This window comes from Sphingopyxis sp., assembly GCF_040216815.1.
In the GTDB taxonomy this organism is placed as follows: Bacteria; Pseudomonadota; Alphaproteobacteria; order Sphingomonadales; family Sphingomonadaceae; genus Sphingopyxis.
The window spans coordinates 128,601-144,588 of the sequence record NZ_JAVJOJ010000001.1 but is presented as its reverse complement, the minus strand read 5'-3'; the positions used below and the strand labels follow the sequence as shown (position 1 = coordinate 144,588).

General features: G+C 64.3%; 15 protein-coding genes. 5 read left to right on the top strand and 10 right to left on the bottom strand.

The window, feature by feature from the left end; genetic code table 11:
* Positions 1-7 precede the first annotated feature (7 nt).
* On the top strand, positions 8-418 hold the full coding sequence (locus tag RIA72_RS00745; protein WP_350030443.1) for an acyl-CoA thioesterase: 411 nt from the start codon (positions 8-10) through the stop codon (positions 416-418).
* A gap of 10 nt (positions 419-428) precedes the next feature.
* On the opposite strand, the gene RIA72_RS00740 is transcribed toward RIA72_RS00745, so the two are convergent.
* From RIA72_RS00740 to RIA72_RS00695, 10 genes are all read right to left on the bottom strand, one after another.
* Positions 429-668 carry a hypothetical protein gene (locus RIA72_RS00740; RefSeq protein ID WP_350030442.1) on the bottom strand — a complete coding sequence of 80 codons (240 nt, stop codon included), beginning with the start codon at positions 666-668 and terminating at the stop codon, positions 429-431.
* A gap of 144 nt (positions 669-812) precedes the next feature.
* Positions 813-2,846, bottom strand: a complete 2,034-nt coding sequence (locus RIA72_RS00735) for a 3-hydroxyacyl-CoA dehydrogenase NAD-binding domain-containing protein (RefSeq protein ID WP_350030441.1) — start codon at positions 2,844-2,846, stop codon at positions 813-815.
* Positions 2,847-2,969: 123 nt separating this feature from the next.
* The gene (locus RIA72_RS00730) at positions 2,970-4,172 is read right to left on the bottom strand and encodes a serine hydrolase domain-containing protein (RefSeq protein WP_350030440.1); all 1,203 of its coding nucleotides are present in this window, start codon (positions 4,170-4,172) and stop codon (positions 2,970-2,972) included.
* Positions 4,173-4,185: 13 nt separating this feature from the next.
* Positions 4,186-4,989, bottom strand: coding sequence for an SDR family NAD(P)-dependent oxidoreductase (locus RIA72_RS00725; RefSeq protein ID WP_350030801.1), 804 nt, complete (start codon positions 4,987-4,989; stop codon positions 4,186-4,188).
* Positions 4,989-5,765, bottom strand: coding sequence for an SDR family NAD(P)-dependent oxidoreductase (locus RIA72_RS00720; protein ID WP_350030439.1), 777 nt, complete (start codon positions 5,763-5,765; stop codon positions 4,989-4,991). The genes RIA72_RS00725 and RIA72_RS00720 overlap by 1 nt, the downstream gene beginning before the upstream one ends.
* Positions 5,762-6,829 carry a phosphotransferase family protein gene (locus RIA72_RS00715; protein ID WP_350030438.1) on the bottom strand — a complete coding sequence of 356 codons (1,068 nt, stop codon included), beginning with the start codon at positions 6,827-6,829 and terminating at the stop codon, positions 5,762-5,764. Before RIA72_RS00715 ends, RIA72_RS00720 begins: the two co-directional genes overlap by 4 nt.
* A 46-nt stretch (positions 6,830-6,875) precedes the next feature.
* Entirely contained in the window at positions 6,876-7,967 is a 1,092-nt protein-coding gene (locus RIA72_RS00710) for a Zn-dependent alcohol dehydrogenase (RefSeq protein ID WP_350030437.1), read from the bottom strand.
* Between the two features lie 120 nt (positions 7,968-8,087).
* Positions 8,088-9,377: an acyl-CoA dehydrogenase family protein gene (locus RIA72_RS00705; RefSeq protein WP_350030436.1), complete on the bottom strand. Its 1,290-nt coding sequence runs from the start codon at positions 9,375-9,377 to the stop codon at positions 8,088-8,090.
* 114 nt (positions 9,378-9,491) lie between these two features.
* A complete protein-coding gene (locus RIA72_RS00700; RefSeq protein WP_350030435.1) occupies positions 9,492-10,964 on the bottom strand; it encodes an MFS transporter in 1,473 nt (490 codons plus the stop codon).
* A complete protein-coding gene (locus RIA72_RS00695; protein ID WP_350030434.1) occupies positions 10,961-11,818 on the bottom strand; it encodes an SDR family NAD(P)-dependent oxidoreductase in 858 nt (285 codons plus the stop codon). Before RIA72_RS00695 ends, RIA72_RS00700 begins: the two co-directional genes overlap by 4 nt.
* Before the next feature lie 173 nt (positions 11,819-11,991).
* Between RIA72_RS00695 and RIA72_RS00690 the strand changes: the two genes are divergently transcribed.
* The 4 genes from RIA72_RS00690 (at position 11,992) to RIA72_RS00675 (ending at position 15,936) form a co-directional block, all read left to right on the top strand.
* On the top strand, positions 11,992-13,173 hold the full coding sequence (locus tag RIA72_RS00690) for an acyl-CoA dehydrogenase family protein (protein WP_350030433.1): 1,182 nt from the start codon (positions 11,992-11,994) through the stop codon (positions 13,171-13,173).
* Between the two features lie 3 nt (positions 13,174-13,176).
* Complete coding sequence (locus RIA72_RS00685; RefSeq protein ID WP_350030432.1) at positions 13,177-14,295, top strand: acyl-CoA dehydrogenase family protein; 1,119 nt, start codon at positions 13,177-13,179, stop codon at positions 14,293-14,295.
* Between the two features lie 156 nt (positions 14,296-14,451).
* Positions 14,452-15,255, top strand: a complete 804-nt coding sequence (locus RIA72_RS00680) for an SDR family oxidoreductase (protein ID WP_350030431.1) — start codon at positions 14,452-14,454, stop codon at positions 15,253-15,255.
* 168 nt (positions 15,256-15,423) lie between these two features.
* Entirely contained in the window at positions 15,424-15,936 is a 513-nt protein-coding gene (locus RIA72_RS00675; protein ID WP_350030430.1) for a hypothetical protein, read from the top strand.
* Positions 15,937-15,988: the final 52 nt, after the last annotated feature.

Here is a 15,988-nt window from a genome sequence, read left to right as displayed (position 1 = left end):
CAACGATATGAACGCCGCCGCACGTCCGCACGATCACGACATCACCGTCGGGCCCGAGGTCATCGACTTCATGGGGCACGTCAACAACGCCCATTATTTAAGCTGGGTGCAGGAAGCGGTGCTGTCGCACTGGCGCCAGATCGCGCCGCCCGAAGCCGTCGCGGCGCATCTGTGGGTCGCGCTCAAGCATGAAATCACCTACCGCCGTCCTGCGTTTCTCGACGATCGGGTCATCGCGACCGTCATCCTCGAAAAAGTGCAGGGCGCGCGCGCCTTTTACGAAACGGTCATCCGCCGCGGCGAAGAGGTGCTGGCGGAGGTCAAGTCGAGCTGGTGCTGCATCGACGCCGAAACATTGCGCCCCGCGCGCCTCGCGAGCGACGTGATCGCGCGCTTCTTTCCCGGCGAAAAGGGCTGAGCCCGCTTTTTCAGTAAAAATCGGCGGTTTCACCCCCGTCGCGCCGTTCGGTGCGGTGAAGCTGCGTCGGCGCATCGCGGCTGCCGCTGCGCACCTCCAGCCGTCCATTTATGCGCCGCACCTCGGCGGGCGCCAGAATGCGCGCGCGCGCGATGCCCACGGCACTGGCGTGCGGCCGGTCGGGCACCGGTGCCGCGGCCGGGGCGCTTGCGGCAAGGAACAGGGCGGCGGCAAGGAACATCGCGTTCATGCTCTGCCCTAACGGCAGGTCTTGCCAGCGCTTTAACCCTGAATCGCAGCTTTTCGGTCATGGCGGCCGCGCGTTCGGGGCAAGAAAAAGGCCGCCTGCCCCGCGTTGGGACAGGCGGCCCTGTTTTGGTAAGCGGTGGCGGGATTAGAAGCCCGATTTCGCCTCCGCCTTTTCCTTGAGCAAAGGCGCGATCTCGAACCCATGGCTTTCCAGCGCCGCGACGATCTTGTCGGTGCCTTCGAGCCCGGCCCAGAACATCGGGCCGCCGCGATAGACGGGCCAGCCATAGCCATAGATCCAGACGACATCGATGTCGGACGCGCGCTGCGCCTTGCCTTCCGCCAGGATCAGCGCGCCTTCGTTGACCATCGGATAGAGCGTGCGCTCGATGATTTCCTGATCGGTGATCTCGCGCTTTTCGACGCCCGCCTTCTTGCGGAACTCTTCGATGATCTCGGCAACGCGCGGGCTTTCCGACGGGTTGCGCTTGTCGTCATAGTCGTAAAAGCCCGCCTGCTTCTTCTGGCCCCAGCGGCCCTCGGCGGCGAGCGCATCGCGGATGCTTTCGATGCGATTGGGGTCGCGGTGCCAGCCGATGTCGACACCGGCGAGGTCGCTCATCTGGAAGGGACCCATCGGCATGCCGAATTCGACATGCACCTTGTCGACCTGCGCCGGGGTCGCGCCTTCGAGCAGCAGCTTCATCGCCTCCGTCTGGCGGGGCTTCAGCATCCGGTTGCCGATAAAGCCGTCGCACACGCCCGCGACCACCGCGACCTTCCCGATCTTTTTGCCGATCGCCATCGCGGTCGCGAGCGCATCGGGCGCGGTCTTGTCACCGCGCACCACTTCCAAAAGCTTCATCACATTGGCGGGCGAGAAGAAGTGCATGCCCAGCACGTCGCCGGGACGGCTCGTCGCGGTCGCGATCTCGTCGATGTCGAGATAGGAGGTGTTCGACGCGAGGATCGCGCCGGGCTTGGCAATCTTGTCGAGCTTGGCGAAAATCTCTTTCTTGACGTCCATATTCTCATAGACCGCCTCGATGATGAGGTCGCAGTCGGCGAGATCGTCGAGGTTCAGCGTCGGCGTGATAAGGCCCATCATCTGATCGACCTGTTCGGGCTTGAAACGCCCCTTGGCGGCGCTGGCGTCGTAATTCTTGCGCACCACGCCCAGCCCCCGGTCGAGCGCTTCCTGCTGCATCTCGACGATGGTGCAGGGGATGCCCTTCTGAAGGAAGTTCATCATGATGCCGCCGCCCATCGTGCCGGCGCCGATGATGCCGACCTTTTTGACGTCACGCAGCTGTGTGTCCTTGGGCAGCCCGTCGATCTTCGCGGCCTGGCGCTCGGCGAAGAAGATGTGGCGCTGCGCCGCCGACTGGCTGCCGAACATCAGCTTCATAAACTGCTCGCGCTCGAACGCGAGGCCTTCGTCGAAAGGCAGACGCGTTGCGGCTTCGACGCAGGCGAGGTTGGCGTAAGGCGCCTCGAAGCCGCGCCAGCGCTTGGCGTTTTTGGCCTTGAGCTGTTCGATCACCGCAACGTCACCGAACACGTCGCGGTCGCGCGTCGGGCGCGGGCCATTGGCGATCTTGGCGCGGGCAAAGGCGATTGCATCGGCGGCCAGGCTGTCTTCGCCCGCGAGCTCGTCGACAAGGCCCATCTCCTTGGCCTTGGGCGCCGGAACGGGATCGCCGAGCGAGGTCATCGATGCCGCCGCTTCGACGCCGACGATGCGCGGCAGCCGCTGGGTGCCGCCCGCACCCGGCAGCAGGCCCAGCTTCACTTCGGGCACGCCGAGCTTCGCCGAAGGCACCGCGACGCGATAATGGCAGACGAGCGCAGTTTCGAGACCTCCCCCAAGGGCTGTCCCGTGGATCGCGGCGATCACCGGCTTGGGCGCGGCTTCGATCATGTTCAGCACCGCGTTGAAGTCGGGACCGCGCGGCGGCTTGCCGAACTCGCTGATGTCGGCGCCCGCGATGAAGGTCGCGCCGTCGCAGCGCAGGACAATCGCCTTGACGCTGTCGTCGGCGAGCGCGGCGGTGAAATGATCCTCCAGCCCCTGCCGGACGTGCCAGGACAGCGCGTTGACCGGCGGGTTGCTCACGATAATGACGGCGACGTCGCCGTCCTTTTCTACGCGCACGCTAACGGGGGTGTCTTCGGACATGGGAGAACTCCTTCAAAATGGACCCGCTCGCATCGAGCGAAGTCGAGATGCACCTCGGGCTAGGCGCCGGATCGATGGATGTCTCGACTTCGCTCGACACGAACGGAGTGTGGGCGTTGCATTTCAGTCATCGAGCGCGGCATGAACGAGGGTCTTGACCTCGCGCCGCACGGGATAGGTGGAGGAGGGCATGAGCTGGGTCATGAAAACCATGCAAATCTGTTCGACCGGATCGACGAAGAAGCCGGTCGAGAACATGCCGCCCCAGTAAAAATCGCCCGCGGAGCCGGGAATGCCTGCGCGCGCCGGGTCGAGCGTCACCGCAAAGCCGAGGCCGAAGCCGATCCCGGCATTTTCATCCTCGCTGAACACGCCGACGCTATGCTGCGTCAGATCGCCGCCGCCGATCAAATGGTTCGACGTCATCAGCGCCAATGTCTTGCGGCTGATGATCCGCGTGCCGTCCAGCTGGCCGCCGCCCAGCAGCATCAGGCAGAAACGATGATAGTCGGACAGGGTGGAAACCAGCCCGCCGCCGCCCGAATGAAAGCTTCTGTCCTTCGCCCAGCGGCTGCGTTCGCCGCTGTCGAAAAGCTTCATCTTCTCTTTGGGGTCAAAGACATGGCAATCGGTCAGCCGGTGCTGCTGATCGGCAGGCACCTTGAATCCGGTGTCGGCCATGCCGAGCGGGCCGAAGATGCGCTCCTGCAACACCTGCTCGAACGGCTTGCCCTCGATCCGTTCGACGACCGCGCCCAGCACGTCGGTCGCCATCGAATAATTCCAGTGCGCCCCGGGGTCGAATTGCAACGGTATCCTGGCCAGCGCCGCGATAAAGCTGTCCATCGTATAATCGGCGTCGAAATCGTCGATCCTGGTCTTGCGATACGCCGCGTCGACCGGGGTGCGTTCCTGAAAGCTGTAGGTCAGACCGGCGGTATGGCGCAGCAAATCGACCATGCGGATCGGCTGCGCCGGCGGGCGGGTCAGAAAGGGGACGTTGCCGCCGCCCGCGACGAACACGCCGGTTTCCCTGAACTCGGGGCAATATTTGACCAGCGGATCGGACAGCGCGACCTTGCCCTCTTCGACCAGCATCATGAAGGCGATGCTGGTGATCGGCTTGGTCATGCTCGCGATGCGAAAGATCGCATCCTCCTTCAACGCCTCGCCCGGCCGGGCGTCGCCGATGCACGACAGGTGCGCAATCTCGCCGCCGCGCGACACCAGAGTCGCCGCGTGCGGCAGGCGGCCGCTATCGACATATTTCGCCTTGAGGAAAGCGGGAAGGCGCTCCAGTCGCGCGAGGTCGAATCCGTGGTTCATGGACGAAGACCTATCAGTGCGAGGTCTGGCCGAGCAACTGGCGCGTGACGGGATGCGAGCTGGTCAGCCCGCCGTCGACCGCGATCGCCTGTCCGTTGACATAGCTTGCCTGATCGCTGGCGAGGAACAGCGCGACATTGGCAAGCTCCTCGGGCTGCGCCGCGCGGCGCAGCGGGTTCAATTGGCCGAGCTTGTGCGTCACTTCCTTGGCCTTGGCATAGTCGAAGGTCGGCTTGGTCATCCCCGTTTCGGTGAGGCCGGGGCAGACGGCGTTCACACGCACGCCGCTCGTCGACAATTGCTGCGCCGCGACCTTGGCGAGATTGATGACGCCCGCCTTCGACGCGGAATATGCCCCCGGACCCGCGCCCGAATTGATCCCCGCGACGCTCGCGGTCAGCACGATCGCGCCGCCGCGGCCCTGGTCGACCATCGCCTTTCCGGCGTGCTTCACCATCAGCGCGGGGCCGATCAGATTGACGCGCAGCGTTTCGGCCCAGGCGGCGGGGTCGAAATCGAAAATACCGCCCATGTCGCCGATGATCCCGGCGTTAGCAAAGGCGATGTCGAGCGCGCCATAGGTGTCTTTCGCGGTCGCGACCATTTTCGCGACATCATCTTCGACGCCAGCGTCGATCTCCAGCGCGACCGCCTCGCCGCCCGCATCCTTCACCAGTTGCGCCGTTTCATGCACCGCCGCGGTCTTGTCGCCGATGACCAGCTTCGCGCCTTCGGCGGCGAAGCGGAGCGCGCTCGCGCGGCCGATTCCCGATCCTGCGCCGGTGATGATCGCAACCTTGCCGTCCAACGCGCCCATCATGCGCCTCCCGAAATTGTCGCCCCGCCATCGCATACGATGGTCTGGCCGGTGGTGAAGGCGCCTGCTTTCGACGCCAGAAAAACCGCTGCGCCCGCAATCTCGTGCGGCTCGCCGATCCGCTTCAGCGTCGAGGCCGCCGTCGAACGGCGCAAATTCTCTTCATTTTCCCATAGCGCGCGCGCCATGTCGGTGCGAATGAGCCCTGGCGCGATGCAGTTGACGCGGACGCCCTTCGGGCCGAACTCGACCGAGAAATTGCGCGCAACCTGCATGTCCGCGGCCTTCGAGATGCCATAGGCGCCGATGATCGGCGATCCCTTGAGCCCGCCGATCGAGCTGATGATCGTGATCGACCCTTCGCCGCGCTCGAGCATTTCGGGCGCGACCATCGAAATCAGCCAGTGGTTGGACAGGATATTATTGTCCATGATCTTGCGGAACTGTTCGTCGCTGATGCCGAGGCCGGGGCCATAATAGGGGTTCGACGCGGCGTTGCAGACGAGCGCGGTGATCTTGCCGAACGCCGCGCGCGTCGCGCCCACGAGATTCTGAAGGTCGTCCTTCGACGAGATATTGGCGGCAACCGCAATCGCGGTGCCGTCGCCGAAGCGCGCATTAATCTCTGCCGCGGTGGCGTCGCACGCATCCTGTTTGCGGCTCGAAATCACGACCTTGGCGCCCTGTTCGGCCATTGCTTCTGCCGTGGCTTTGCCGATACCGCGCGACGATCCGGTGATCAGCGCGACCTGTCCCGTCATGTCGAACAGGCTCATGCGCCGGCCTTTCGGGCAAAGTCCCATGCCTTTTCGGCGAGCGGTAGGACGCGTTCGGACATCGCCTTGGCATGGGCGGAGGAGGCGGTGCCGTCGATGACGCGTTTCTTGATCCCCTGCATGATCCCCGCGAGGCGGAAGAAATTATACGCGAAATACCAGTTCATGTCGGGTACGCCGTCGCGGCCGGTGGCGGCGCAATAGCGTTCGACCACCTCGTCGAGTTCGGGAATGCCGAGGTCCGCGCGGTCGACGTCCATCACCCCCGAACGCCCGCCATTCTCCGTGACCCACGCCATCGCGACATAGGTGAAATCGGCGAGCGGATCGCCGAGCGTCGACAGCTCCCAGTCGAGCACCGCGAGCACCTCCGGCCGGTCTTTCGCAAAGATCATATTGTCGATGCGATAATCGCCATGGACGACGCTGGTGCGCGTCTGCTCGGGCAAAGTCGCCGGCAGCCAAGCGATCAGCTGCTCCATTTCGTCCATCGTCTCGGTCTCGGACAGCTTATACTGCTTCGTCCAGCGATCGACCTGGCGCCCGAAATAATTGCCCGGCTTGCCATAATCCGACAGTCCCGCGGCTTCGACATCGACATTGTGCAGCGCCGCGAGCGTATCGATCATCGCGTCATAGGTGGCGCGGCGATTTTCGGGGGTCGATCCCGGCATCGATCCGTCCCAGATCGTCTGGCCATCGACCATGCCCATCACATAGAACCAGCTGCCGACCACGCTGTCATCGGTGCAGAGGCCATATTGGCGCGCGACCGGAAAGCCCATCTTATAGAGGCCCGCCTGCACCCTATATTCGCGGTCGACCGCATGGGCGGACGGGAGCAGCGGGCCGAAGGGCTTGCGCCGCAGGACATAATTGCCCGACGGCGCCGCAATCTTGTACGTCGGGTTCGACTGGCCGCCGGCGAACTTGCTCTGCGTCAGCGGGCCTTCAAAGCCTTCGACATTCGCTTCCATCCAAGCGGTCAGCTTCGCCTCGTCGAGCACATCGGCGCCCTCGGGCGCGACGGTGCCGCTGAAGGCTTTTTGCGCGTCGAGGGTCATATGTTCCTCCCCGTCGAAGATGGGGAGGATTGGGGGACGTGCGCCCTCATTGGTCGAACACGATCACCGACCGTGCGGCGTCGCCCTTCTTCATTTTGTCGAACCCTTCGTTGATCCGATCGAGCGGGATCGTCTCGGCGACGATCGAGTCGAGATCGAGCAGTCCGCGCAGGTAAAAATCGACCAGCCGCGGGATGTCGACGGGGAAGCGGTTGCCGCCCATGATCGCGCCCTGCAGTTTCTTGCCCGACAGAAGGTCCATCGCGCCAAGCCCGACCTTTTCGCTGAGTGGCATCATTCCCAGGATCGTCGCGGTGCCGCCGCGGCGGAGCGAGGCCACCGCGAGGTTCGCCGACGCAGGGCGTCCGACCGCCTCGATCGCATGGTCGACCCCGCCCTTGCTGATTTCGACGATCTGCTTGGCGGCATCGTCCGACAGCGCATCGACCACATCGGTCGCGCCCAGCTTCATCGCCAGCTCGCGCTTTTCGGGAACCGGGTCGGCGGCGATGATGCGCCCCGCACCCGCGATTTTCGCTGCGTTGATGGTGGCCAGCCCGACGCCGCCGCACCCGACCACCGCAACGGTCTCACCCGGCGTCACCTTGCACGCGTTGAAGATTGTTCCGGCGCCCGTCGTCACCGCGCAGCCGATTACCGCGGCGCGGTCGAGCGGCATGTCGGGGTCGATCGCGACGCACGCATGTTCGTGGACCAGCATCACCTCCGAAAAGGCGCTGAGGTTGAGCATCTGATTGACCGGCGACCCGTCGGGGCGCGTGATGCGCGGCGCCGATCCGGCGGGGCGCCGCGTGTCGCCCCCCATGCACAGCGACATGCGCCCGGTGACGCAAAATTCGCAGTGGCCGCAAAAGGCCGACAGACAGGTGACGACCGCATCGCCGACCTTCACCGTGCGAACCTCGCTGCCGACCGCCTCGACGATCCCCGCCGCTTCATGGCCAGGGATTGCAGGAAGGGGGTGCGGATAAGCGCCGTCGATGAAATGCAGGTCCGAATGGCAAAGCCCGCACGCGGCGGTACGGATGCGGACCTCGTGCGGGCCGGGTTTGTCGACGACGACATCCTCGACCGACAAGGGTTTGCCGGGTTCGATCAGGATTGCGGCTCTGGTCATTCAAATCTCCGTTCAGTCCCCCTCCCGCGTGCGGCAGGGGCTAGGGGAGGGCATGTCGGTTCCGGACGGGAGAGCAACACGCCCTCCCCCGGCCCTCCCGCAAGCGGGAGGGAAGAAAGTTTATCGCGAAACGCCGATGTCGCCCGACGAAAAACCGGGATCGGCTGCCGCCGAATGCTTTGCGAACTCGATCCGCGCGATCGCGCGCGCGTGGACCTCGTCGGGACCGTCGGCGAGGCGCAGCGTACGCTGATGGGCATAGGCGTTGGCGAGCCCGAAATCATTCGACACGCCCGCCGCGCCATGCGCCTGGATGGCGTCGTCGATGATCGAAAGCGCCATATTCGGCGCCTGCACCTTGATCATCGCGATCTCGGCCGCGGCGGACTTGTTGCCGACCTTGTCCATCATGTCGGCGGCCTTGAGGCAGAGCAGGCGCGTCATTTCGATGTCGATGCGCGCGCGCGCGATGCGCTGTTCCCAGATGCTGTGCTCGGCGATCGTCTTGCCGAACGCGACGCGCGATTGCAGCCGCTTGCACATTTTGGAAAGCGCTTCCTCGGCGACGCCGATCGTGCGCATACAATGGTGGATACGCCCCGGCCCCAGGCGGCCCTGCGCGATCTCGAACCCGCGGCCTTCGCCGAGCAGCATCGCTTCCTCGGCATTGACGCGCACGTCCTTCAACTCGATTTCCATATGGCCGTGCGGCGCGTCGTCATAGCCGAAGACGGGCAGATGCCGCTTGATGGTGATCCCCGGCGCGTCGAGCGGGACGACGAGCATCGACTGCTGCTGGTGGCGCTTCGCGCCGAAATCGGTCTTGCCCATCACGATCGCGACCTTGCAGCGCGGATCGCCCGCGCCCGACGACCACCATTTGGTGCCGTTGATCACATAATCGTCGCCATCGCGCTCGATCCGCGTTTCGATATTGGTCGCGTCGGACGAGGCAACCTGCGGCTCGGTCATCAGAAAGGCCGAGCGGATCTCGCCTTCCATCAGCGGCCTTAGATATTTGTCCTTCTGCGCGCGGGTGCCGTAACGATGGAACACCTCCATATTGCCCGTGTCGGGCGCCGAGCAGTTGAACACCTCGCTCGCAAAGCCGATGCGGCCCATTTCTTCGGCGCAGAGCGCATATTCGAGGTTGGTGAGGCCGGGCCCCTCGAACTCGAACGTCTCGTCGACATGGTGGTGCGCCGCGCTGCGCGGCGGCATGAACAGGTTCCAGATGCCCGCTGCTTTCGCCTCGGCCTTCAGATCCTCGACGACCTGGATGACCTTCCAGCGGTCGCCCTGGGCATCCTGTTCATAATAGGTCGGCACCGCCGGGCGAACCTTGCGCTCGATGAATTCGCGCACACGGCCCTGCCAATGCTTCTGCCGTTCGGTGAGGTCGAAATCCATCGCGTGCTTCCTTTCCCTTTACGTTCACGTAAGCCTTTGGACCGATTCGGCCCCCTTTGCCAACCCCTGCCGCCCGAAAATTGCGCCAAAGCGACTGACCACGGACATTTTCCGCTACGGATGCGCCGCGGTCGCGTCGGGTTCGGCGCGCGCGGCGTCATCGAGCAAGGCCAGCCGCGCTTCATGGTCAGCGCGCGAGATCGGAAAGCGCCGCATCACAACGAGTCCCAGACTTCCGATGACAAGGATCGCGAGCATATAGCCGAGCGCGAGATTGTTCAGCACCGAATCGCCGACCTCGCCGGGGCGCGCCGCCGGCGGAAAGTCCGCCAGCGACAGGATCAGCCCGGCGACGCCGATGCCGATCCCCGTCGCGCATTTCTGCATGAAGAAATATCCCGCGAAGAACAGCCCTTCGGATCGCCGCCCCGTTTCGCTCTGCGACGCTTCGACGACATCGGCCATCATCGACGATGACAGGATCATCAGGATGATCGAAAATGTGTTTCCGACAAAGACAAAGGCGAACATCGCGGCAATGCTCGGCTTGCCGGGCAGGCCGGGGAAGATGCCCTGGATATAGGAAAGATAGAGGCCGCTGTTCACCGCCAGCGCGATCGCGCCGGCAAGGATCGCCGCGTCGCGCTTGCCCAGCCGCGCGGCGATCGGCGCGACAAGCAGGAAGGCGGCGATCATCGTCCCGAAAAGCATCAGCGGATAGGCGACGAACTCGCCCTGATCGAGCTGCCAGAAAAAGCCGAGCAGATAATTGGTAAGCGAAAAGGTGATGCCCTGGTTGACGAATCCGAACAGCGCGGCGAACACCAGCCACAGGAAAGCGCGGTTCGACAGCGTTGCGCGCATCTCGCGGGCGATGTGCGACAGGCTGGCCCTCGGCACGACCTGATCGCGGTTCGACACGGCAATGCGCTTATGCTGGCCAAGCGCGGACAGCAGCACGGCGCCGAGCATGATCAGCGCGCCGGTGAGCGCATAGGGGAAATAGCCCGCCGGATCGACCAGCCCCTTTTCGCCGCCGAAAAACACGCCATAGGCGAGGAACAGGATGACCAGCCCGCCGCCCCAGCCGAACAGAAAGCGATAGCGCATCACCACCGTGCGTTCGTCATAATCGGCGGTGAGTTCGGGGACGATCGCGACCGACGGCACTTCGCACATCGAAACGAGCGTGCGGACGACGATCGCCAGTGCAATCAGCCATGCAACCGTCGCCGCGTCGCTCATTGCGGGCGGGCTCCACAGCAGCATCCACGCGATCGCCAGCGGCAATGGCGCGGCATAAAGCCAGGGCAGGCGCCGTCCCCAGCGGCTGCGCGTGCGGTCGGTGAGCTCGCCGATGACCGGATCGACAAAGGCGTCGAAGATCAGCGCGGCCATGATCGCCCCGCCGACAAGGCTCGCGTCGAGCCCCACCACCTGATTGTAGAAGAGCAGGAGAAAGGTCGAAAAGCCATTCTCCTTGACGCCATAGGCGAGGCTGCCGAGGCCGTGCATCACCTTCAGCCGCACCGGCAGGCGCTCGGCGACCGGGGCGTGCGCAGGGGCGTGCACAGACGGGGCGCTCACGCTGCGGTCTCGGCCTTCGCGGCCTCCTCCATGGCGATCAGCGCGTCGAACATCCCCGGCGTTTCGGGATCCCACGCATGGCGCTGGCCGATGGTCAGCCCCCCGTCGACGAGCAGATGCGTCCCCGTCATGAACGAGCTTTCCTCGCTCGCGAGATAGGCGACGGCGTTGGCGATGTCATCGGGCTGGCCGCCGCGCGCCACCGGCTGCGCCTTCGCGCTCATCTCGGCGATCACCGCATTGGCCTGTGTCTTGAGCTCGCCCGGCACCTCGAGCGATGCGGTGAAGATATTGGTGTTGATGAAGCCGGGGCAGATCGCGTTCACGCGAATGCCATATTGCGCGAGATCGGTCGCTGCGACTTTCGACAGGTGCAGCACCCCGGCTTTTGCGACGGCATAGGCGATCGGCGAATAGCCCGCGCCGAGTGCGGCGACGCTCGCGGTGTTGACGATGCTCGCGCCCTTGCGATGCTTCATGTGCGGGCTCGCATAACGGATGCCCATCGCGACCGATTTCAGCACCAGGTCCATCGTGCGGTCCCAGCCTTCGGGCGTGATCTCGTCGATCGGGGCGCGGTCGCCGCCCGCGGCGGCATTGTTGAAGACGATGTCGATCCCGCCCGCGCGTTCGGCGGCGGTGTTCATCAGCACCTCGATGTCGCTCGCCACGGTGACGTCGCAGCGGACGAAGTCGATCCTGCCGTTCGATTGCTCGGCGAGCGCGCGTCCGCCCGCTTCGTCGATGTCGGCGGCGAAGACATGTGCGCCTTCGCTCGCCAGCTTCAACACCGCTGCCTTGCCGATGCCCGACGCCGCGCCGGTGACGACGGCTACCTTGCCCGCGAATCGCATAGACCCATTCTCCCGTTTTCTTTTGCTACTCAGCTTAGGCGTGCGATGAGCCGCGTCAACGGCGGTCGATCCGACGCTACGGCGCCGTAACGGCAGGTACGGCGCTCCAAGTTGACGCTTGCGTAAAGTAGCGAAGCGGACTTAGATTTGCGGGCAGAAGAGGAGCCAAAAGGATGAGCGAACTGGACGCGTTCCGCACCGAGGTGCGCGAATGGCTGGAGGCGAATTGTCCGCCCGAAATGCGCGAGCCCGTGCGCGACGAGGACGATGTCTGCTGGGGCGGCCGCAAATGGGTGTTCAAGAATGACGCCCAGAAGGCGTGGCTCGATGCGTGCGTGGCCAAGGGCTATACGGTGCCCGACTGGCCCAAGCCCTATGGCGGCGCCGGTCTTACGCCCGAACAGACCAAGATCCTCAAACAGGAAATGAAGCGCATCGGCGCGCGTTCGCCGCTCGACAGCTTCGGTATCTGGATGCTCGGCCCTGCATTGCTCAAATTCGGCACCGAAGAGCAGAAGGTCCATTATCTGAACCAGATTGCGCGCGGCGAAATCCGCTGGTGCCAGGGCTATTCGGAACCCGGATCGGGCAGCGACCTCGTGTCCTTGCAGACGTTCGGCGAGGACCAGGGCGATCACTGGGTCGTCAACGGCAGCAAGATCTGGACCAGCTATGCCGACAAGGCCGACTGGATCTTCTGCCTCGTCCGCACCGACAAGGCGAACAAATATCAGGGCATCACCTTCATGCTTTTCGACATGGATAGCCCCGGTGTCTCGACCAAGCCGATCCTGCTGATTTCGGGAAATTCGCCCTTCTGCGAAACCTTCTTCGACGATGTGAAGGTGCCGAAGGACCAGTTCGTCGGCGAGGTCAATCGCGGCTGGGACGTCGCCAAATATCTGCTCGGCCACGAACGCGAGATGATTTCGGGCGGCGGTGCGGGCGGCGACATGGTCAGCATCGGCGGCGCCTTCGCCAAATCCTTTGGCAAAAATGCCGCTGGCGAGCTCGACGATCCCATCCTGCGCGCTGAAATGGCGGCGTTCGACGTCGATGTCTTTGCCTATCGCGCGATGGGCGAACGCTTCATGGACATGTGGAAGACCGGCCGCGCGCACCCCGCCAGCTCGAACATGATGAAATATGTTGGCACCGAACTCAACAAGCGCCGTCACGAACTCGTCATGGCGGGGGGCGGCAGCGACGCGCTCGAATGGGACAGCAAAGAAAGCAAGGGCGGCGCGCGCGCGCGCAGCTGGCTGCGCACCAAGGCCAATTCGATCGAAGGCGGGACGAGCGAGGTGATGCTCAACGTCATCGCCAAGCGTATCCTCGACCTGCCCGGAGCCTGACCCATGCCCTTGTATCACAATGACGACCAGGCGATGCTCAAGGACAGCGTCGCGCCCTTCATGGCCGAACAGGCGCCGGTGTCGCACCTGCGCAGCCTTCGCGACAGCGCCGACGCCACCGGCTTTTCGCGCGAGCTTTGGGCGCAGTTCACCGAAATGGGCCTCCCCGGCATGCTCGTTCCCGAGGCGCATGGCGGGCTCGGCATGGGGCATATGGAAGCGGGCATCGTGCTCGAGGAAATCGGCCGCAACCTGACCCCGTCGCCCTTCCTCGCTACCAGCGTCGGCGCGGTTGCCGCGCTCGCAAAGGCGGGGGGTACGCAGGCGGGCCGCTGGCTTCCCGCAATCGCGGGCGGCGAGGCGATCGTCGCGCTCGCGATCGACGAGGGCGCGAAGCACCGCCCCGACCGTATCGCGACGACTGCGACGCGCGCCGGCAACGGCTTTCGCCTCGACGGCAAAAAGAGCTTCGTCCTCCACGGCCATGTCGCCGACATGAGCATCGTCGCGGCGAAAACGGACGGCGGCATCACGCTGTTCGCGGTGCCGAAGGATGCGAAGGGCATGACCGCCGATCCGCGCCGTCTCGTCGACTCCTCGCTTGCCAGCCATGTCACGCTGGACGGGGTCGAGGTCGATGCCGACGCCGTGATCGGCGAGGTCGATGCCGGCGGCGAGATCCTCGACGCGCTGCTCGCTGCGACGCGCACCGGCGCTGCCGCCGAAATGGTCGGGGTCGGGCAGGGTGCGATGGACATGACCGTCAATTATCTCAAGGAACGCAAGCAGTTCGGGAAACTGATCGGCGAGTTCCAGGGCCTCCAGCACCGCGCCGCGCATCTCTATGGCGAAATGGAAGTCGCGCGTGCCACCGTGATGAAGGCGCAGCAATTGCTCGACGAGGGCAGCGAGGGCGCCAAGCTGATGGTCTCGGTCGCCAAGGCGAAGGCCGGCCGCGCCGCCAATCTCGCGGTGCGCGAAGGCGTCCAGATGCACGGCGGCATCGGCATGACCGACGAATATGATATCGGCCTCTATATGAAGCGCGACCGCGCGCTCGCCGAATTTATGGGCGATGTCCATTATCACATCGACCAGGTCGCCCGGATGAACGGATACTAAACGACCTAAAACCCCTCCCCTTCAGGGGAGGGGTAGTGAGACTTGGGAACTTGTTCTCTAGTCGCAGCGGGGTGGGGTCTATCGGCCTTGCGCTACCTCGCGAGACCCCACCCCAACCCCTCCCCTTCAGGGGAGGGGCTTTAAGGAGCCCAACCAATGAATCTCAACACCATGTTCGGCCTCGACGGCCGCATCGCGCTCGTCACCGGCGGCTCGCGCGGGATCGGCAAGATGATCGTCGAGGGCTATCTCGCCGCGGGCTGCGCGCGCGTCTATATCTCGGCGCGCAAGACGGCGCAGATCGAGGATGCCGTCGCCGATTTCGACACGCGCTACCCCGGCAAGGTCGTCGGCCTTCCCGTCGACCTCTCGACCGTCGAGGGGTGCCGTGCGCTTGCGAAGGAACTCGAAGCGCGTGAAGAGCGGCTCGACATCCTCGTCAACAATGCGGGTGCCGCCTGGGGCGAACCGTTCGAGGGCTTTCCCGAAGCGGGCTGGGACAAGGTGATGGACATCAACGTCAAATCGCCCTTCTTCCTGACGCAGGCGCTGCACGGGCTGCTCAAGGCCGGTGGCACCGCCGAGCGCCCCGCCAAGGTGATCAACATCGGCTCGATCGACGGGATGCGCCTCAATCCCTGGGAAACCTACAGCTATCATGCGTCCAAGGCGGCGATCCTCTATCTGACCAAGCGCATGGCTGCGCGCCTTGTCACCGACCATATACTCGTCACCGCGATCGCGCCGGGTGCCTTCCAGTCGGACATGAACAAGGCCGCGCGCGATCATGGCGATGCGGTGGCACAGAGCATCCCGGTGAAGCGTATCGGCGTGCCCGAAGATATGGCGGGCGCCGCGATCTTTCTCGCGTCGAAGGCGGGTGACTATGTCGTCGGCGACACGATCACCGTCGACGGCGGGCTGGTGCACGGCGATTTGAAGACCAGCATCGACGCCTGAGCCGATCCTTTTTCATCGTCATCCCGGACTTGATCCGGGATCCATTCGGTGCTCGCCTTGCGGGCCGGGAAGAGTGGATGCTGAATCAAGCTCAGCATGACGATATAGAGAAATTGACTCTCAATCTCCTTGGTGTATTATTCAACTAATGCACCAAGGAGAAAGCCCATGCGCTTCGCATATCTGCTTCCCCCGATCCTCCTCCTCGCCGCGTGCGGGCCCGGCGAGGAAAAGGAACGGACCGAAGTGTCAATCAACGCCGGCGACGAAAAGGGCGGCGTGCAGATCCGGGCCGACAAGGACGGCAGCCGGATCAAGATCGGCGGCGACGGCGTCGGCATCGACCTCAAGATTCCCGACTTCGTCGACCTCGATGTCGAGGGCGATTTCGATATCGACGGGGTCAAGCTCTATCCGGACAGCAAGGTCACGACGGTCAATGTCGATGCGACCGACAGGAATGGCGCCGACAAGGCGACGGTTGAAGTCGGCTTCACCTCGCCCGCGGCGCCAAAGGTCGCGGCCGACTGGATGGCGGGCGAGTTTGCGAAGCGCAACATGCCGGTGGACCGTTCCGGCACCACGCTGCGCGGCACCGACAAGGACGGCGGCGACTTCACGATCAGCTTCGCCCCCGATGGCGCGAACACCAAGGGTAAGGTGCTGATCGTCTCGAAATAGCGGGACCGCAATATTTACGCGTCACCCCGGCGAAGGCCGGGGTCTCGACCTC